The following is a 19,072-nucleotide window of genomic DNA, read 5'->3' as shown; positions in this document are numbered from 1 at the left end:
GTTGCTCACGGTCGTGGCGAGAAAGTTAAAATCGTTAAGTTTCGTCGTCGTAAACACTATCGTAAGCAGCAGGGCCATCGTCAGTGGTTCACTGATGTGAAAATTACTGGCATCAGCGCTTAAGTTAAGGGGAGCAGATTAAATGGCACATAAAAAGGCTGGTGGCTCGACTCGTAATGGTCGCGACTCAGAAGCTAAACGTCTGGGCGTAAAACGCTTCGGCGGCGAATCCGTTCTGGCTGGTAGCATCATCGTTCGTCAACGTGGTACTCAGTTCCACGCTGGTTCTAACGTAGGCTGCGGCAAAGACCACACTCTGTTTGCTAAAGCAGACGGTAAAGTGAAATTCGAAGTGAAAGGCCCGAAAAACCGTCGTTATATCAGCATCGTTGCTGAATAAGTTTTTCGCGTCCCGGTAACGGATGAAAGCCCCGCAACGTGTTGCGGGGCTTTTTACATTCGACGCCAGGAAAATGATGGGTTGTACCACCGTTTCAGGGCAGGGAATCCGGAATGAAGCAGCAGGCGGGCATTGGTATCATGTTGGCGCTTACCACAGCGATTTGCTGGGGGGCACTGCCAATTGCCATGAAACAGGTTCTGGAAGTCATGGAACCGCCCACCATCGTCTTCTACCGCTTTTTGATGGCAAGCTGTGGCCTTGGCCTCATTTTGTCCTGGAAGCGCAAGCTGCCCTCTTTGCGGCTGTTTCGCAACCCGCGCTGGCTAGTTCTGCTGCTTATCGCAACCGGCGGGCTGTTTGGTAACTTCGTGCTGTTTAGCTCATCGCTGCAGTACGTAAGCCCTACGGCGTCCCAGGTTATCGGCCAACTCTCGCCCGTTGGGATGATGGTTGCCAGCGTCTTTATCCTCAAGGAGAAGATGCGCGGTACGCAGGTAGTGGGCGCACTCATGCTTATCTGCGGGCTGGTCATGTTCTTTAATACCAGCCTGATTGAAATTTTTACCCGCCTGACCGATTACACCTGGGGTGTGATTTTTGGGGTTAGCGCGGCGATGGTCTGGGTGAGTTACGGTGTCGCGCAAAAGGTGTTATTGCGACGCCTGGCATCACAGCAGATCCTCTTTTTATTGTACACTTTATGTACAATTGCACTGCTGCCGTTAGCAAAGCCTGAGGTTATTGGGCTGCTGAGCGACTGGCAGCTAGCCTGTCTGATCTTCTGTGGTCTGAACACACTGGTCGGTTATGGGGCGCTCGCGGAAGCGATGGCGCGCTGGCAGGCGGCACAGGTGAGCGCGTTAATCACGCTGACTCCTCTGTTTACCCTGTTATTTTCAGATTTATTATCAATGGCCTGGCCCGATTTCTTCGCCAGACCGATGTTGAACCTTATTGGTTACCTCGGTGCGTTTGTCGTGGTTGCGGGCGCGATGTATTCCGCCATTGGTCATCGTCTATGGGGGCGGTGGCGTAAGCGTGAAGCGGTTGTTCCGTTACCCCGCGCAGGCGAATGATTTACGGAGAGTAAAATGAAGTTTGTTGATGAAGCAACGATCCTGGTCGTAGCAGGTGATGGCGGTAATGGTTGCGTAAGCTTCCGCCGTGAAAAATATATTCCTCGTGGTGGTCCTGACGGCGGTGACGGCGGTGACGGCGGTGACGTCTGGATGGAAGCCGACGAGAACCTGAACACCCTGATTGATTACCGTTTCGAAAAATCTTTCCGCGCTGAACGTGGCCAGAACGGTGCGAGCCGTGACTGTACCGGTAAACGTGGTAAAGACGTCACCATCAAGGTGCCGGTGGGTACCCGCGTTATCGATCAGGGCACTGGCGAAACCATGGGCGATATGACCAAACACGGTCAACGTCTGATGGTCGCTAAAGGCGGCTGGCACGGTCTGGGCAACACCCGTTTCAAATCTTCCGTGAACCGTACGCCGCGTCAAAAGACCATGGGTACGCCGGGCGATAAACGTGACCTTCAGCTCGAACTGATGCTGCTGGCGGACGTGGGTATGCTGGGTATGCCGAACGCCGGCAAATCCACCTTTATCCGCGCGGTGTCTGCGGCGAAGCCAAAAGTGGCTGACTATCCGTTTACCACCCTGGTACCAAGCCTTGGCGTTGTGCGTGTCGATAACGAGAAGAGCTTCGTGGTCGCCGACATCCCGGGTCTGATTGAAGGCGCATCTGAAGGCGCTGGCCTCGGTATCCGCTTCCTGAAGCACCTTGAGCGCTGCCGCGTGCTGCTGCACATCATCGATATCGATCCAATCGACGGTTCCGATCCGGCTGAAAACGCCAAAATCATCATTGGTGAACTTGAGAAATACAGCGAGAAGCTGGCGAATAAGCCACGCTGGCTGCTGTTTAACAAGATCGACACCATGGATAAAGCGGAAGCTGAAGCGAAAGCCAAAGCGATTGCCGAAGCGATGGGTTGGGAAGATAAGTACTACCTGATCTCCGCAGCAAGCCAGGTTGGCGTGAAAGACCTGTGCTGGGACGTGATGAACTTCATCATCGAGAACCCAATTGCTCAGGCTGAAGAAGCTGCCCAGCCAGAGAAAGTCGAGTTCATGTGGGATGACTACCATCGCCAGCAGCTCGATGAAGTCGCCGCAGAAGCGGAAGACGAAGAGTGGGATGACGACTGGGATGAAGACGACGAAGAAGGCGTTGAGTTCATCTACAAACGTTAATTCAACGTCCTCTGTAGCCCGGCCGAACGAAGTGACGCCGGGATCCCCGGAGTCGGTGTTATCACACCTCGTCCGGGCTACAAATATCAAATAAAAAGGGCCGCGTCTGCGGCCCTTTTTTATCAGTTGTTCTGATAAATATCCTTGTACAACCGGCTCTCAAAGCGTACCAGCGGAATTCGTCGATTACGCTGATCCGCAGGCGGCACGGCGTACCCTGACAGATACTGCACAAACGCCATACGCTGCCCGCTGGCGGTGGTGATAAAGCCCGCCAGGTTGTATACACCCTGCAGTGAACCGGTCTTCGCCGAAACCTTACCATCTACGCCCGCCTGATGCAGGCCCGCACGGTACTGTAACGAACCGTCGTGGCCGGCAAGCGGCAGCATGGAGATGAAGTCCAGCTCGCTATCGTGCTGGGCAATATACTGCAGCGCCTGCATCATGGTGGCTGGCGCGATCAGGTTATGTCGCGATAGGCCGGAGCCGTCGGCAATGATCGTATTACCCAAATCTACGCCTGCCTGCTGACGCAGGATCTGGCGAACCGCATCTGAGCCCGCTCGCCAGGTACCAGGCACGCCAAAGCGCGAATGGCCAATCATACGAAACACGGTGTCGGCGATCATGTTGTCCGATTTTTTCAGCATGATCTTCAGTAAATCGTGCAGCGGTGCCGACTGCTTGCTCGCGATCACGGTGCCGGGCTCATTCACCTGCGTCTGGCGCAGCAGCGTACCGGTGTAGGTGATCCCGGCCTGCTTGAGCTCATCTTTGATAATCGCCCCGGCATAGCTTGCGCCATCCTGAATGGCAAACGCCAGCGGCAGAGGGTCTGCACGCTGTGGCAGACAGCCGGTGAGCGTGTAGCGGTTCAGGTCGCCAGGCACCACATCCAGCTCGCAGTATTGGGCTTCCGGCGAGCCTTTTGCCAGCGTACGCACTTGGCTGAACATCGTCACCGGGTAGTAAGAGGCAATGCGGATGAACGCCAGATCGTTAGCCTTCTGGGCGCTATAAAGTGAAATAGAGAAGCAGTTGCGGTCGATAATCGCGGCAGCAGGCGGTGCGCTGAAACACTGCGTCAAATCGTTCCATGGCCAGCCTGGCGCTTTATCGTGGCTGGCGAAAATGGACGTATCGATCATGACGTTGCCATCAATATTCTGTACGCCAGCCTTTTTCAACGTCGCGACCATATTGCGAATATCCTGGCGTTTTAGCGTAGGATCGCCACCAAATCGCGCAATAAGGTCGCCTTTAAGAGTGCCGTTATCCACGCTGCCTTTACTTTCAAGCGTGGTGGTAAAGCGGAAATCCGGGCCAAGCTGGAGCAGGGCTGCCAGCGCGGTAAGTACCTTTTGGGTACTGGCTGGCAGCGCCATCTGCTGGCCGTGATAATCAATCAGCGGCGCGGGGGCGCCCACTTTCTGTACCAGAAGCGCGAGGTTGGCCCCGTCGGGCAGCTGATTGATATATTCATCAACATTCGCGGCCTGAACGCTAAACGCTATACTGGTAGTCAATCCGATGATAAATCTGGAAAATCGCATAATCTCGCGCTAACAACCTGGAAACAAGCCGTCATACTACGGCGCAACGCCCTGTAAAGTAAACGATGACCCGTAGTGAACTTCGGGGTAAAATGCGTATCAAATTAAAAATTGCTGCTGACCTGGGGCTTCGTACCCGGGTCGGTTTTCTTTTGCTTCTGGCCTGGTGTTGATAGCGACTCAGGCGGGCTTAGCAGCCGGAGCGGGGCGAACCGCTCCCAACAGGAATGTTTAAGAGGTATAACAATGCAAGCTATTCCGATGACCCTTCGTGGTGCAGAAAAACTGCGTGAAGAACTGGACTTTCTGAAGTCCGTACGCCGCCCAGAAATCATTGCGTCCATCGCCGAAGCGCGCGAGCACGGCGATTTGAAAGAGAACGCGGAGTACCATGCTGCCCGTGAGCAGCAGGGCTTCTGTGAAGGACGTATCAAAGATATCGAAGCGAAGCTGTCTAACGCGCAGGTTATCGACATCACCAAGATCCCAAACAATGGTCGTGTGATTTTTGGTGCTACCGTGAAGGTGTTGAACCTGGATAACGACGAAGAGCAGACTTACCGCATCGTGGGCGACGACGAAGCTGATTTCAAACAGAACCTGATCTCCGTTAACTCACCAATTGCCCGTGGGTTGATTGGCAAAGAGCAGGATGACGTGGTCACTATCCGCACCCCGGGTGGTGAAGTTGAATTCGAAATCATCCACGTGGATTATCTGTAAGATTTGTTCAACACTGAATTGTTGAACAAGTGTAAAGATAAGAAAAAGGCCGCATAGCGGCCTTTTATCAAGCATAAGAGCGTGGCATGTTGCTAGCCCTTGTATAGAAAATCCCTCATTTAACACAATGTTGTGTCAGAAATTAGGATATTCTTAACGTGGCAGCGAGATTTTACGTTCTTTACCAGGGCGATAAAGCACCAGCATCTTACCGATGACCTGTACATTACAGGCGCCGGTTTCGCGAACGATAGCGTCCACAATCAAAGTTTTGGTCTCTCTGTCTTCCGAGGCGACTTTCACCTTGATAAGTTCATGGTGCTCTAACGCTTGTTCAATCTCGGCCAGTACCCCTTCGGTCAAACCATTGTTGCCAAGCATAACTACAGGCTTGAGCGGATGTGCGAGACCTTTTAGGTGCTGTTTTTGTTTAGTACTCAGATTCATCGTATATTTTTGCTTACGTTGGGATTGAAAACGGGTCATTCTACCGCCATCTCCCATATATCGCCAAACAGTGCGTAGAAATTTACGCCGAAAGGCTACGATGAACTGCCCCGATGGGAATGTTAAATGACAGGTAAAAAGCGTTCTGCCAGTTCAAGCCGCTGGCTTCAGGAACACTTTAGCGATAAATATGTTCAAGAGGCACAGAAAAAGGGGTTACGTTCCCGTGCCTGGTTTAAACTTGATGAAATACAGCAAAGTGACAAACTTTTTAAACCGGGGATGACGGTAGTCGACCTCGGTGCTGCTCCAGGAGGCTGGTCACAGTACGTGGTCACGCAGATTGGCGGCAAAGGCCGCATTATCGCTTGCGATCTTTTACCTATGGATCCAATCGTTGGTGTGGACTTCCTTCAGGGCGATTTTCGTGATGAACTCGTGATGAAGGCATTACTGGAACGCGTGGGTGACAGTAAAGTACAAGTTGTCATGTCAGATATGGCACCAAACATGAGCGGAACGCCGGCGGTTGACATCCCCCGGGCCATGTATCTGGTGGAACTGGCGCTTGAAATGGCTCGTGATGTGTTAGCGCCGGGCGGAAATTTTGTAGTGAAAGTGTTCCAGGGCGAAGGCTTCGATGAGTACCTAAGGGAAATTCGCTCCCTGTTTACGAAGGTTAAAGTTCGTAAGCCGGACTCTTCGCGTGCGCGTTCACGTGAAGTTTACATTGTAGCGACCGGGCGAAAATGATAGACGGTGGTTTTTCAAACGAAAGTTTGAAAGAAGCTGGATATAGAGTATCCTGACGCTGTTTTTAACACAGTTGTAATATGAGGTTAATCCCTTGAGTGACATGGCGAAAAACCTAATACTCTGGCTGGTCATTGCCGTCGTGCTGATGTCAGTATTCCAGAGCTTTGGGCCCAGCGAATCGAACAGCCATAAGGTGGACTATTCTACCTTCCTGCAAGAGGTCAATAACGACCAGGTTCGCGAAGCGCGTATCAACGGACGTGAGATCAACGTTACCAAGAAAGATAGTAACCGTTACACGACTTACATTCCGGTTAACGATCCGAAGCTGCTTGATAACCTGCTGACGAAAAACGTCAAAGTGGTTGGTGAGCCGCCTGAAGAACCAAGCCTGCTGGCTTCTATCTTCATTTCCTGGTTCCCGATGCTGCTGCTGATCGGCGTCTGGATCTTCTTCATGCGCCAAATGCAGGGCGGTGGTGGCAAAGGTGCCATGTCGTTCGGTAAGAGCAAGGCGCGTATGCTGACGGAAGACCAGATCAAAACCACCTTTGCCGACGTTGCAGGCTGCGACGAAGCGAAAGAAGAGGTGGGTGAGCTGGTTGAGTACCTGCGTGAACCGAGCCGTTTCCAGAAGCTGGGCGGTAAAATCCCGAAAGGTGTGCTGATGGTTGGCCCTCCGGGTACCGGTAAAACGTTGCTGGCAAAAGCGATTGCTGGCGAAGCGAAAGTTCCGTTCTTCACCATTTCCGGTTCTGATTTCGTAGAAATGTTCGTCGGTGTTGGTGCATCTCGTGTGCGTGACATGTTCGAACAGGCTAAGAAAGCGGCACCATGCATCATCTTCATCGATGAAATCGACGCCGTAGGCCGCCAGCGTGGCGCAGGTCTGGGCGGTGGTCACGATGAACGTGAGCAAACGCTGAACCAGATGCTGGTTGAGATGGATGGCTTCGAAGGTAACGAAGGTATCATCGTTATCGCGGCAACTAACCGTCCAGACGTACTTGACCCAGCGCTGCTGCGTCCAGGCCGTTTCGACCGTCAGGTTGTGGTTGGTCTGCCAGACGTTCGTGGTCGTGAACAGATTCTGAAAGTGCATATGCGTCGCGTGCCGCTGGCACCAGATATCGATGCGGCAATCATTGCTCGTGGTACTCCTGGTTTCTCCGGTGCAGACCTGGCGAACTTAGTGAACGAAGCCGCGCTGTTTGCAGCTCGTGGCAACAAGCGCGTGGTATCGATGGTTGAGTTCGAAAAAGCGAAAGACAAAATCATGATGGGTGCGGAACGTCGCTCCATGGTGATGACGGAAGCGCAGAAAGAATCCACCGCTTACCACGAAGCAGGCCACGCGATTATCGGTCGCCTGGTACCGGAACACGATCCGGTGCACAAAGTGACGATTATCCCACGCGGTCGTGCGCTGGGTGTGACCTTCTTCCTGCCTGAAGGCGACGCGATTAGCGCCAGCCGTCAGAAACTGGAAAGTCAGATCTCCACCCTGTACGGCGGCCGTCTGGCAGAAGAAATTATTTATGGCGTAGAACATGTTTCTACCGGTGCATCGAACGACATTAAAGTCGCGACGAACCTGGCGCGTAACATGGTCACCCAGTGGGGCTTCTCTGACAAACTCGGTCCGCTGCTGTACGCGGAAGAAGAGGGCGAAGTATTCCTGGGCCGCTCTGTCGCCAAAGCGAAACACATGTCCGATGAAACCGCGCGTATCATCGACCAGGAAGTGAAAGCGCTTATCGAACGTAACTACGCTCGTGCTCGCCAGCTCCTGAACGACAACATGGATATTCTGCATGCAATGAAAGATGCGCTCATGAAATATGAGACCATCGATGCACCGCAGATTGACGACCTGATGGCTCGCCGCGACGTGCGTCCGCCAGCAGGCTGGGAAGAACCGGGTTCATCCAACAACTCTGGCAACACGGGTAAACCAAGTGCGCCGCGTCCGGTTGATGAACCGCGCGCTCCGGACTCTGGCACCATGTCAGAGCAGCTGGGCGACAAATAAGTTATCCCATCGTTGATGACTGTGCTTCACCTGAAACCCTGGGGCTTGCTCCAGGGTTTTTTTGTGCCACAAATAACAAATAAGAAGGAATCGCTATGAAACTCACCGCCCAGGGCTCCATCCTGGATCTTTCCCATCCGCACGTGATGGGGATCCTCAACGTAACGCCGGACTCGTTCTCTGACGGCGGCACGCACAATACGTTGGTTGAGGCGGTGAAACATGCGAACCTGATGATTAACGCCGGCGCGACGATTATTGATGTGGGTGGAGAGTCCACGCGTCCTGGCGCGCTGGATGTCAGCGTTGAAGAAGAGCTGGAACGCGTTATCCCGGTGGTGGAGGCGATTGCTCAGCGCTTTGAAGTATGGATTTCTGTCGATACCTCAAAACCTGAGGTTATTCGTGAATCCGCCCGCGTCGGGGCACATATCATCAATGATATTCGCTCACTGAGCGAGCCGGGTGCGTTGGAAGCGGCGGCGGAAACCGGGCTGCCGGTGTCGTTGATGCATATGCAGGGTAATCCAAAAACCATGCAGGAAGCGCCGAAATACGACGATGTTTTTGCCGAGGTGAATCAGTATTTTGCGGAGCAGATCGCGCGCTGTGAACGTGCTGGGATCGCAAAAGATAAATTGTTGCTCGACCCGGGGTTCGGTTTCGGTAAAAATCTCTCCCATAATTACGCATTACTCGCTCGCCTGTCAGAATTCCACCACTTCGGTTTGCCACTGTTTGTCGGCATGTCGCGGAAATCGATGATTGGCCAACTGCTGAACGTGGGGCCATCAGAACGCCTCAGCGGCAGCCTGGCGTGTGCGGTGATTGCAGCTATGCAGGGCGCGCATATCGTTCGCGTCCACGATGTCAAAGAAACTGTTGAGGCGATGCGTGTGGTTGAAGCCACGCTGTCTGCGAAGGGAAAAAAACGTTATGAGTAATCGCAAGTATTTTGGTACCGATGGGATTCGCGGTCGCGTAGGTGATGCGCCAATTACCCCTGATTTTGTGCTGAAGCTCGGTTGGGCGGCGGGTAAGGTGCTGGCAAGTCACGGCTCACGTAAGATCATCATTGGTAAAGATACCCGTATCTCCGGTTATATGCTGGAGTCAGCGCTGGAAGCCGGTCTGGCGGCTGCGGGGCTCTCTGCCTCCTTCACCGGTCCGATGCCAACGCCTGCGGTTGCTTATCTGACCCGCACCTTCCGCGCAGAAGCGGGTATCGTTATCTCGGCATCACATAACCCATTCTATGACAATGGCATCAAATTCTTCTCCATTAATGGCACCAAACTGCCGGATGAAGTTGAAGAGGCGATTGAAGCCGAAATGGAAAAAGAGATCACCTGCGTGGACTCTGCTGAGCTGGGTAAGGCGAGCCGTATCGTTGACGCCGCTGGCCGTTATATTGAGTTCTGCAAAGGGACATTCCCTAACGATCTTAGCCTGAACGGTTTAAAAGTCGTGGTCGATTGTGCCAACGGCGCAACCTATCATATCGCGCCGAACGTGCTGCGCGAGCTGGGCGCGACCGTTATTGCTATTGGCTGCGAACCGAACGGTGTGAACATCAACGAAGAAGTTGGGGCAACCGATGTGCGTGCGCTGCAGGCGCGCGTGCTGGCGGAAAAAGCCGATGTCGGTATCGCGCTGGACGGTGACGGCGACCGCGTCATTATGGTTGACCACGAAGGTAACAAGGTCGATGGCGATCAGATCATGTACATCATTGCTCGCGAAGCGCTGCGTCAGGGGCAACTGCGCGGGGGTGCCGTGGGCACGCTGATGAGCAATATGGGTCTGGAAGTGGCGCTGAAGCAGCTGGGTATTCCGTTTACCCGCGCGAAAGTGGGCGACCGCTACGTGCTGGAAAAAATGCAGGAGAAAGGCTGGCGTATCGGGGCGGAAAACTCCGGTCACGTAATCCTGCTGGACAAAACTACCACGGGCGACGGTATTGTTGCTGGCCTGCAGGTGGTTGCGGCGATGGTGCGTAACCACATGAGCCTGCACGATCTGTGCAGCGGCATGAAGATGTTCCCGCAGGTGCTGGTCAACGTGCGCTATACCGATGGAAAATCTAACCCGCTGGAAAATGATGCGGTTAAAGCGGCGGCTGCAGAAGTGGAAGCGGCGTTGGGTAACCGTGGTCGTGTTTTACTGCGCAAATCCGGCACCGAGCCGCTGATTCGCGTCATGGTTGAAGGTGAAGAAGAAGCGCAGGTGACCGCGTTTGCCCACCGTATTGCCGATGCAGTAAAAGCGGTATAATAGTTATCTAAGTCACTCAAAAGGCGGCGCTTGCCGCCTTTTTATTGTTGATTACACGTTGTTTTGCTGTTTTTTTCCGCAGTTGATACAATGTGTCAAAATTGCCCTTGCGAAGGTCATTCGCTTTGGTTAGTATTCACACCCGCTTCAGTGGGAAACATAAACATCCCGCTTTATTGGTTGAAGCACTTGGTACGCGGTGTCCCCGCAAGGAACAGGTTGATTATGTACGAAGCTCTTTTAGTTGTTTTCCTTATTGTAGCGATTGGCCTTGTGGTCCTCGTTATGCTGCAGCAAGGTAAAGGCGCTGATATGGGAGCCTCCTTTGGAGCAGGCGCTTCCGCTACACTGTTTGGTTCTAGTGGTTCTGGTAACTTCATGACCCGTATGACCGCCGTGTTTGCGACGCTGTTCTTCATTATCAGTCTGGTACTGGGCAACATCAACAGTAACAAGATCAATAAAGGAAGCGAGTGGGAAAATCTGACTGCGCCTAAGACTGAGCAAACGACTCAGCCAGCGGCACCGGCCCAGCCGACCAGCGATATCCCGCACTAATAGCAGTATCTGTACCGAGGTGGTGGAATTGGTAGACACGCTACCTTGAGGTGGTAGTGCCCTAACGGGCTTGTGGGTTCGAGTCCCATCCTCGGTACCAATATTCCGAAAGAAAGACGCTGAAAAGCGTCTTTTTTTTCGTCTGTATAAAACCAGCGTGGATTCGTAGATCGAATAAGGCAACGCCGCCATTCGGCTTTCTGCGTTGCCTTGTCTGATGGTGCTACGCTTATCAGTCCTTTAGGACTGGGTTAGTCAGCCTTAGGGAAATCGATAACAGTGTCGTTCACGCGGTTCACCATGTTGGTGAACAGAATGGCGCTGATGGCGCTGATTGCTTCAATCACCTGACGGTCGCTGAATCCGGCGTCACGCAGCGCTGTTACATCAGCTTCCGGCAACGTACCCGTGGTGGTCACCAGCGTCTGCGCAAATTTTGCCAACGCGTCGAGATGCGCATCTTCAGCATACTGCCCGCGGCGTAGTTCACGAATCTGCTCGCTGCTGAAGCCGGCCTTTTTCGCCATCATGCTGTGTGCGGCCAGGCAGTAATCACACCCGGTGGCTTCGCTGACGGCAAGGTTGATAGTCTCCAGTTCTTTCGCATTCAGGCTGCCTTTGTGCAGCATCGTATTATGCGCCAGCGCCTGTTGCAGTGATTCAGGTGAATGCCCGCCAATGGTCAGATAGGTATTCGGCACTTTACCCATCGCCTTTTTGATACCGCCAAAAATCTCTGCGGCTTTCCCTGTTACGTCTTGTTCACGGATTTCAGCTAAACGGCTCATGTCATACTCCTGTTACTAGAGGGTTTGTTGTGGCAATGACGTCATCTTAGTCGCAAGGACCGTGCTAGACTGGCGCTCTTCGTCTCATCTTTTTGTCTTATCGTCTCAGGAGTGATATGGACAGTCTTAGCCATCTCTTGACGCTGTTAGCCCCGCGCTGCGAAGTGAATCTGCACTGCCGTTTTGGCGGACGCTGGCAGGCAGGGCACGAGCAGATGCGTTCCGGCATTGTGCCCTGGCATTTTGTGTTGCGGGGGGAAGGGCGCCTCACCGTGGGGAGCCAAACCCGGCATATGCGCGCGGGAGATGTCATTTTGTTGCCGCACGGTTCGCCGCATCTGATGGAGAGTCTGGTTGAGTGGGGACAAGTGCTGCCTGTTGCTCATCGCTTTAACGGCACGCTGACCGAAATGCGCACCGGCAGTGAAAGTGATGCGCTGGAGATGCTGTGCGGTGAGTTTTATTTTGGCCCGCACGTTAGCTGGCTTTTCGCCGAGGAGACGGAGCTTATTCATCTGCACACCGCTGAGCGGGAAGATTGCCCAGAGCTGGAGATTCTGCTCAACGTATTGGTGCGCGAGAGTCTGGCCGAGCATCCCGGTGGCAGCGCCATTGTCCGAAGCCTGGGTGATACGCTGTTGGTGCTGCTTCTCCGTACGCTGCTGGGTGCAGAGGAGCCTCCGGGGGGATTGTTGCGCCTGATGGGGGATGAACGGCTGATGCCCGCGGTGCTTGCCGTTCTTGCCTCGCCGGAACAGCCCTGGACTATGGAAAGCATGGCAGCGCGCGCCTTTTTATCGCGCGCGACTTTTGCCCGCCACTTTGCCCGAGCTTATCACCTGACGCCCCAGGCCTGGCTGACGCAACTGCGCATGGCGATGGCGGCGAGATTGCTGCATCAGGACAGACAGGCCCGGCTCGACGTGATTGCCGAGCGCTGTGGATTTCAGTCGCTGGCATCATTCTCAAAGACTTTCAAAAAGCACTATGGCCTGACCCCGGGAGAATGGCGGCGCCGGTAGACCAATCCCCAGACGTAAAAAAGGCCGCATAAGCGGCCTTTTACATTCTCAACGCAGGCTTATTTGCCTTTGTTTTCCAGGTTCTCGACCTGCGGCAGGCCGGTTGCGGAAGAGGCGGTCAGCAGACCCGCTTTCGCGTACCCGAACAGCTTCTCACGGGTATCGGTGATGTCGAGGTTACGCATGGTCAGCTGACCAATACGATCGTCTGGCGAGAACACGGACTCACCTTTCTCCATGGTCAGACGCTCAGCCTTATAGGTCAGATTGTCAGACACGGTATTCAGGATGGAGTAGTCATTGCCGCGACGCAGTTCCAGCGTCACTTCACCGGTTATTTGACTGGCGACCCAACGCTGCAGGCCGTCACGCAGCATCAGCGCCTGGGAATCGAACCAGCGGCCCTGGTACAGCAGTTTGCCCAACTGACGGCCATGAGAGTGATACTGCTCGATGGTATCTTCGTTGTGGATACCGGTCAGCAGACGCTCGTAGGCAATGTGCAGCAGCGCCATCCCCGGGGCTTCGTAGATGCCACGGCTCTTCGCTTCGATAATACGGTTTTCAATCTGGTCGCTCATGCCCAGACCATGACGGCCGCCGATGCGGTTCGCTTCCAGCATCATCTCAACGTCGTCGCTGAAGGTTTTACCGTTCAGCGCGACCGGATGTCCCTGCTCAAAGCGCACGGTGACTTCTTCCGCTGGGATCTTCACGTTTTCGTCCCAGAACTTCACGCCCATGATTGGGTTAACGATCTTCACGCTGGAGTTCAGGAACTCAAGGTCTTTTGCCTCGTGCGTTGCGCCCAGCATGTTGGAGTCGGTGGAGTAGGCTTTTTCGACGGACATTTTGTAGTCGAAGCCGCAGGCTATCATGAATTCAGACATTTCATGACGGCCGCCGAGCTCGTCGATAAAGTCGGTATCGAGCCACGGTTTGTAAATTTGCAGTTCAGCGTTGGTCAGCAGGCCGTAACGATAGAAACGTTCAATATCGTTACCTTTATAGGTGCTGCCGTCGCCCCAGATGTTCACGCCATCTTCTTTCATGGCGGCAACCAGCATAGTACCGGTTACGGCGCGGCCCAGCGGGGTGGTGTTAAAGTAGGTCAGGCCACCGGTAGTGTTGTGGAAGGCACCACACTGAATCGCGGCGATACCTTCAGCAACCAGTTGTTTGCGGCAGTCGATCAGGCGAGCGTTCTCTGCGCCATATTCCATAGCACGACGAGGGATCGCATCATAATCTTCTTCGTCAGGCTGGCCCAGGTTTGCAGTATATGCATAAGGGACAGCGCCTTTTTGTCGCATCCACAGCAGCGCTGCGCTGGTGTCAAGACCGCCAGAGAAGGCGATACCAATACGTTGACCTGCTGGAAGATGCTTGAGAATCGTCGTCATAAAGTAAAACCCTGCTTGATTGACTGAAGGAGAAATCGCTTTCGCTGTCAGTGAATTTTTATGCAAAATAAATGAGTTTTCATTTAATCATGTTTTGACTGGCATCGGAAGGGATTCATGCATTTTTATTCAAAAAATCCGCGCCGTCAGTGATGATCGCCGGTAATACCATACCGCGACGGCTTACGCATTTCTTCTGCATAGAATGTGAGGTTGACAAGCTGTGAGCGGGATCACTATACTAAAGGCCGATTTTACGTCCCGTCCTCGGTACCAAATCCCAGCATTATTTGCACTTTTTACTCAAAACGAGTAAAATTTGCCACGTTTCAGGCGCGGGGTGGAGCAGCCTGGTAGCTCGTCGGGCTCATAACCCGAAGGTCGTCGGTTCAAATCCGGCCCCCGCAACCACTTTCCCTTAGAGTTCATTTTCAAATATACTGTGAAGACTTAGGCCTTCGTAGCTGGATTTGAAAAAAAATTCTTTCGGAAGGTTCTCCAGGCCGCAGTTGCGGCTATAGGGTTCAGTTATCTAAAGCCCCGATTTATCGGGGTTTTTTGTTATCTGACTACAGAATAACTGGGCTTTAGGCCCTTTTTTTATGTCTTGGGGGTGGGTTTGTCCACATTAGAGCAAAAATTAACAGAGATGATTACAGCGCCGGTTGAAGCCCTAGGCTACGAACTGGTCGGCATCGAATTTATTCGTGGTCGCACATCAACACTGCGCATCTATATTGATAGTGAAGATGGCATTAATGTTGATGATTGTGCTGATGTGAGCCACCAGGTAAGTGCGGTGATGGACGTTGAAGATCCTATTACTGTGGCTTACAACCTGGAAGTTTCCTCTCCGGGCCTCGACCGTCCTATGTTCACTGCTGAACACTATGTGCGTTTCATGGGTGAAGAGGTTACGCTGGTCCTGCGTATGGCGGTTCAGAACCGTCGTAAGTGGCAGGGCATTATTAAAGCGGTAGACGGTGAGATGATCACCGTGACAGTCGACGGTAAAGATGAAGTGTTCGCGCTGAGTAACATCCAGAAGGCGAACCTGGTTCCCCACTTTTAACAGTCTGGATTGAGGTGAAAAGCCCGCGATGAACAAAGAAATTTTGGCCGTTGTTGAAGCCGTTTCCAACGAAAAATCACTGCCACGCGAGAAAATTTTTGAAGCGCTGGAAAGTGCGCTGGCTACAGCAACGAAGAAAAAATACGAACAAGAAATCGACGTTCGCGTTGAAATTGACCGTCGTAGCGGTGATTTCGACACCTTCCGTCGTTGGGTTATTGTCGAAGAAGTGACCCAGCCGACTAAAGAAATCACTCTTGAAGCGGCACGCTTCGAAGACGAAAGCCTGAACGTGGGCGAATACGTTGAAGACCAGATCGAATCTGTTACCTTCGACCGTATCACGACCCAAACTGCAAAACAGGTTATCGTACAGAAAGTACGTGAAGCTGAACGCGCAATGGTTGTTGACCAGTTCCGTGAGCATGAAGGTGAGATCATCACCGGCGTGGTTAAGAAAGTTAACCGCGACAACATCTCTCTGGATCTTGGTAACAACGCTGAAGCGGTTATCCTGCGTGAAGACATGCTGCCGCGTGAAAACTTCCGCCCAGGCGACCGTATCCGCGGTGTTCTGTACTCCGTACGTCCGGAAGCGCGCGGTGCGCAGCTCTTCGTCACCCGTTCTAAGCCAGAAATGCTGATCGAACTGTTCCGCATTGAAGTGCCAGAAATCGGTGAAGAAGTTATCGAAATCAAAGCTGCTGCTCGCGATCCGGGTTCTCGTGCCAAAATCGCTGTTAAGACCAACGACAAACGTATCGACCCAGTCGGTGCTTGCGTTGGTATGCGCGGCGCGCGCGTTCAAGCGGTCTCTACCGAGCTGGGCGGCGAACGTATCGATATCGTGCTGTGGGACGACAACCCAGCGCAGTTCGTGATCAACGCGATGGCTCCGGCTGACGTGGCATCTATTGTGGTTGACGAAGACAAGCACACCATGGATATCGCGGTTGAAGCGGGCAACCTGGCGCAGGCGATTGGCCGTAACGGTCAGAACGTCCGTCTGGCTTCTCAACTGAGCGGCTGGGAACTCAACGTTATGACCGTTGATGACCTGCAGGCGAAGCACCAGGCTGAAGCACACGCGGCTATCGATACCTTCACTAAATATCTCGATATTGATGAAGATTTCGCTACCGTGCTGGTTGAAGAAGGCTTCTCCACGCTGGAAGAACTGGCCTATGTGCCAATGAAAGAGCTGCTGGCTATTGATGGCCTGGATGAAGACACCGTTGAAGCACTGCGCGAGCGTGCTAAAAACGCACTGACCACTCTGGCACTGGCCCAGGAAGAAAGCCTCGGTGATAATAAACCGGCTGACGATCTGCTGAATCTGGAAGGATTGGATCGTGAGATGGCCTTCAAACTGGCTGCCCGTGGTGTTTGTACGCTGGAAGATCTCGCCGAACAAGGTATTGATGATCTGGTGGATATTGAAGGCTTAACCGACGAAAAAGCCGGTGAGCTGATTATGGCTGCCCGTAATATCTGCTGGTTCGGTGATGAAGCGTAATAAACTGTAGCAGGAAGGAACAGTATGACAGATGTAACCGTTAAAACGCTGGCTGCAGAAATACAGACCTCCGTGGATCGCCTGGTACAGCAATTTGCTGATGCGGGCATCCCGAAGGGTGCTGATGATTCTGTGTCCGCGCAAGAGAAGCAAACCTTACTGGCGCACCTGAACCGTGAAAATGGTTCTGCCCCAGATAAGTTGACTTTGCAGCGCAAAACGCGCAGTACTCTCAACATTCCAGGTACCGGTGGAAAAAGCAAATCGGTACAAATCGAAGTCCGCAAGACACGCACCTTTGTGAAACGCGATCCGCAAGAGGCTGAACGCCTGGCCGCGGAAGAGCAGGCGCAGCGTGAAGCGGAAGAGCAAGCCCGTCGTGAAGCTGAAGAAGCAGCTAAACGCGAGGCGCAACAAAAAGCTGAACGTGAGGCCGCAGAAAAAGCTAATCGTGAAGCCGCTGACAAAGCGAAACGTGAAGCTGCGGAAAAAGACAAAGTGAGCAATCAACAGACCGACGATATGACCAAAACTGCCCAGGCCGAAAAAGCCCGCCGTGAAAATGAAGCTGCCGAACTGAAGCGTAAAGCGGAAGAAGAAGCACGCCGCAAGCTTGAAGAAGAAGCGCGCCGCGTAGCGGAAGAAGCTCGCCGTATGGCAGAAGAAAATGAGAAGAATGGTGTGAATAACGCTGAACCTGTTGAAGATACCAGCGATTATCACGTCACGACTTCTACCCATGCTCGCCAGGCTGAAGACGAAAACGACCGCGAAGTTGAAGGTGGTCGTGGCCGTGCGCGTACTGCATCTAAAGCAGCGCGTCCTCAGAAGAAAGGCAACAAACACGCTGAATCTAAAGCTGACCGTGAAGAAGCGCGTGCAGCGGTTCGCGGTGGTAAAGGCGGCAAACAGCGTAAAGGTTCCGCGCTGCAGCAGGGCTTCCAGAAGCCAGCTCAGGCCGTTAACCGTGACGTTGTGATTGGCGAAACCATCACCGTTGGCGAACTGGCTAACAAGATGGCGGTGAAAGGCTCTCAGGTCATCAAAGCGATGATGAAGCTGGGCGCAATGGCCACCATCAACCAGATCATCGACCAGGAAACCGCACAGCTGGTTGCCGAAGAGATGGGCCACAAAGTTATCCTGCGTCGTGAAAACGAGCTGGAAGAAGCGGTAATGAGCGACCGTGACACCGGTGCTGCGGCTGAACCTCGCGCACCAGTTGTGACCATCATGGGTCACGTTGACCACGGTAAAACCTCTCTGCTGGACTACATTCGTTCTACGAAAGTGGCCTCTGGCGAAGCGGGCGGCATTACTCAGCACATCGGTGCTTATCACGTTGAAACTGAAAACGGGATGATCACCTTCCTGGATACCCCAGGCCACGCCGCGTTTACCTCCATGCGTGCTCGTGGTGCTCAGGCAACGGATATCGTTGTTCTGGTTGTTGCAGCAGACGACGGCGTGATGCCGCAGACCATCGAAGCAATCCAGCACGCGAAAGCGGCGCAGGTGCCTCTGGTTGTTGCTGTGAACAAAATCGATAAGCCAGAAGCCGATATGGACCGCGTTAAGAACGAACTGTCTCAGTACGGCGTTATGCCGGAAGAGTGGGGCGGCGAATCGCAGTTCATCCCTGTATCTGCAAAAGCGGGTACCGGTATCGACGACCTGCTGAACGCTATCCTGCTGCAGGCTGAAGTTCTGGAGCTGAAAGCGGTTCGTAAAGGTATGGCGAGCGGCGCGGTTATCGAATCCTTCCTGGATAAAGGTCGTGGCCCAGTCGCTACCGTCCTGGTTCGCGAAGGTACCCTGAACAAGGGCGATATCGTACTGTGTGGCTTCGAATACGGTCGCGTTCGTGCGATGCGTAACGAACTGGGTCAGGAAGTGCTGGAAGCGGGTCCGTCCATTCCAGTGGAAATCCTGGGTCTGTCCGGTGTTCCGGCTGCCGGTGACGAAGTGACCGTCGTTCGTGACGAGAAGAAAGCGCGTGAAGTTGCTCTGTACCGTCAGGGTAAATTCCGTGAAGTTAAACTGGCTCGTCAGCAGAAATCTAAACTCGAGAACATGTTCGCCAACATGACCGAAGGCGAAGTTCACGAAGTGAACATCGTACTGAAGGCCGACGTACAGGGTTCTGTGGAAGCGATCTCCGACTCCTTGCTGAAACTGTCTACCGACGAAGTGAAAGTGAAGATCATCGGTTCTGGCGTAGGTGGTATCACCGAAACCGACGCGACCCTGGCTGC

The 19,072-nt window shown here is 53.4% G+C and carries 18 protein-coding genes and 2 tRNA genes; 16 read left to right on the top strand and 4 right to left on the bottom strand.

The window, feature by feature from the left end; all coding sequences use genetic code 11:
- The 4 genes from rplU to cgtA all read left to right on the top strand — a co-directional run.
- The coding region (gene rplU, locus RDN66_RS03405) for a 50S ribosomal protein L21 (RefSeq protein WP_308537551.1) at nucleotides 1-123 on the top strand (123 nt) is incomplete at its 5' end.
- Between the two features lie 19 nt (nucleotides 124-142).
- The gene (rpmA, locus tag RDN66_RS03400) at nucleotides 143-400 is read left to right on the top strand and encodes a 50S ribosomal protein L27 (protein ID WP_035891128.1); all 258 of its coding nucleotides are present in this window, start codon (nucleotides 143-145) and stop codon (nucleotides 398-400) included.
- A 113-nt stretch (nucleotides 401-513) separates the two neighbouring features.
- Nucleotides 514-1,479 carry a DMT family transporter gene (locus tag RDN66_RS03395; RefSeq protein ID WP_035891126.1) on the top strand — a complete coding sequence of 322 codons (966 nt, stop codon included), beginning with the start codon at nucleotides 514-516 and terminating at the stop codon, nucleotides 1,477-1,479.
- A gap of 15 nt (nucleotides 1,480-1,494) precedes the next feature.
- The gene (gene cgtA, locus RDN66_RS03390; protein ID WP_035891123.1) at nucleotides 1,495-2,670 is read left to right on the top strand and encodes an Obg family GTPase CgtA; all 1,176 of its coding nucleotides are present in this window, start codon (nucleotides 1,495-1,497) and stop codon (nucleotides 2,668-2,670) included.
- 122 nt (nucleotides 2,671-2,792) lie between these two features.
- On the opposite strand, the gene dacB is transcribed toward cgtA, so the two are convergent.
- Entirely contained in the window at nucleotides 2,793-4,226 is a 1,434-nt protein-coding gene (dacB, locus tag RDN66_RS03385; RefSeq protein ID WP_202217108.1) for a serine-type D-Ala-D-Ala carboxypeptidase, read from the bottom strand.
- 246 nt (nucleotides 4,227-4,472) lie between these two features.
- Between dacB and greA the strand changes: the two genes are divergently transcribed.
- A complete protein-coding gene (gene greA / locus RDN66_RS03380) occupies nucleotides 4,473-4,949 on the top strand; it encodes a transcription elongation factor GreA (protein ID WP_035891119.1) in 477 nt (158 codons plus the stop codon).
- Between the two features lie 153 nt (nucleotides 4,950-5,102).
- On the opposite strand, the gene yhbY is transcribed toward greA, so the two are convergent.
- The gene (gene yhbY / locus RDN66_RS03375) at nucleotides 5,103-5,396 is read right to left on the bottom strand and encodes a ribosome assembly RNA-binding protein YhbY (protein WP_035891263.1); all 294 of its coding nucleotides are present in this window, start codon (nucleotides 5,394-5,396) and stop codon (nucleotides 5,103-5,105) included.
- Nucleotides 5,397-5,522: 126 nt separating this feature from the next.
- Here yhbY and rlmE point away from each other — a divergent pair, with 126 nt between their 5' ends.
- The 6 genes from rlmE (at nucleotide 5,523) to RDN66_RS03345 (ending at nucleotide 11,116) form a co-directional block, all read left to right on the top strand.
- Nucleotides 5,523-6,149 carry a 23S rRNA (uridine(2552)-2'-O)-methyltransferase RlmE gene (gene rlmE / locus RDN66_RS03370; protein ID WP_035891117.1) on the top strand — a complete coding sequence of 209 codons (627 nt, stop codon included), beginning with the start codon at nucleotides 5,523-5,525 and terminating at the stop codon, nucleotides 6,147-6,149.
- Between the two features lie 103 nt (nucleotides 6,150-6,252).
- Nucleotides 6,253-8,184 carry an ATP-dependent zinc metalloprotease FtsH gene (gene ftsH, locus RDN66_RS03365; protein ID WP_035891115.1) on the top strand — a complete coding sequence of 644 codons (1,932 nt, stop codon included), beginning with the start codon at nucleotides 6,253-6,255 and terminating at the stop codon, nucleotides 8,182-8,184.
- 95 nt (nucleotides 8,185-8,279) lie between these two features.
- Complete coding sequence (folP, locus tag RDN66_RS03360; RefSeq protein ID WP_115073705.1) at nucleotides 8,280-9,128, top strand: dihydropteroate synthase; 849 nt, start codon at nucleotides 8,280-8,282, stop codon at nucleotides 9,126-9,128.
- Entirely contained in the window at nucleotides 9,121-10,458 is a 1,338-nt protein-coding gene (gene glmM, locus RDN66_RS03355; RefSeq protein ID WP_035891112.1) for a phosphoglucosamine mutase, read from the top strand. The genes folP and glmM overlap by 8 nt, the downstream gene beginning before the upstream one ends.
- Before the next feature lie 225 nt (nucleotides 10,459-10,683).
- Nucleotides 10,684-11,016, top strand: coding sequence for a preprotein translocase subunit SecG (gene secG / locus RDN66_RS03350; RefSeq protein ID WP_035891109.1), 333 nt, complete (start codon nucleotides 10,684-10,686; stop codon nucleotides 11,014-11,016).
- A 13-nt stretch (nucleotides 11,017-11,029) separates the two neighbouring features.
- Nucleotides 11,030-11,116: transfer RNA gene (locus tag RDN66_RS03345), tRNA-Leu, on the top strand.
- Nucleotides 11,117-11,267: 151 nt separating this feature from the next.
- Here the strand turns inward: RDN66_RS03345 and RDN66_RS03340 are convergent.
- Nucleotides 11,268-11,804, bottom strand: a complete 537-nt coding sequence (locus tag RDN66_RS03340; protein ID WP_202217110.1) for a carboxymuconolactone decarboxylase family protein — start codon at nucleotides 11,802-11,804, stop codon at nucleotides 11,268-11,270.
- 116 nt (nucleotides 11,805-11,920) lie between these two features.
- On the opposite strand from RDN66_RS03340, the gene RDN66_RS03335 reads away from it, so the two are divergent.
- A complete protein-coding gene (locus tag RDN66_RS03335; RefSeq protein ID WP_202217111.1) occupies nucleotides 11,921-12,826 on the top strand; it encodes an AraC family transcriptional regulator in 906 nt (301 codons plus the stop codon).
- 59 nt (nucleotides 12,827-12,885) lie between these two features.
- Here the strand turns inward: RDN66_RS03335 and argG are convergent, their stop codons facing one another.
- Nucleotides 12,886-14,229 (bottom strand): argininosuccinate synthase, encoded by a 1,344-nt coding sequence (gene argG / locus RDN66_RS03330; protein WP_035891104.1) that lies wholly within the window; start codon nucleotides 14,227-14,229, stop codon nucleotides 12,886-12,888.
- A 334-nt stretch (nucleotides 14,230-14,563) separates the two neighbouring features.
- On the opposite strand from argG, the gene RDN66_RS03325 reads away from it, so the two are divergent.
- From RDN66_RS03325 to infB, 4 genes are all read left to right on the top strand, one after another.
- A tRNA-Met gene (locus tag RDN66_RS03325) sits at nucleotides 14,564-14,640 on the top strand.
- A gap of 208 nt (nucleotides 14,641-14,848) precedes the next feature.
- A complete protein-coding gene (gene rimP / locus RDN66_RS03320; RefSeq protein WP_035891101.1) occupies nucleotides 14,849-15,301 on the top strand; it encodes a ribosome maturation factor RimP in 453 nt (150 codons plus the stop codon).
- 28 nt (nucleotides 15,302-15,329) lie between these two features.
- Nucleotides 15,330-16,817, top strand: coding sequence for a transcription termination factor NusA (gene nusA, locus RDN66_RS03315; protein WP_202217112.1), 1,488 nt, complete (start codon nucleotides 15,330-15,332; stop codon nucleotides 16,815-16,817).
- 24 nt (nucleotides 16,818-16,841) lie between these two features.
- The coding region (gene infB / locus RDN66_RS03310) for a translation initiation factor IF-2 (RefSeq protein ID WP_308537550.1) at nucleotides 16,842-19,072 on the top strand (2,231 nt) is incomplete at its 3' end.

Origin of the sequence: uncultured Kluyvera sp. (assembly GCF_902485085.1) — a bacterium.
Classification (GTDB): Bacteria; Pseudomonadota; Gammaproteobacteria; order Enterobacterales; family Enterobacteriaceae; genus Kluyvera; species Kluyvera ascorbata.
The sequence above is the reverse complement of the archived record's forward strand: the minus strand, read 5'-3'. Positions and strand labels throughout refer to the sequence as shown.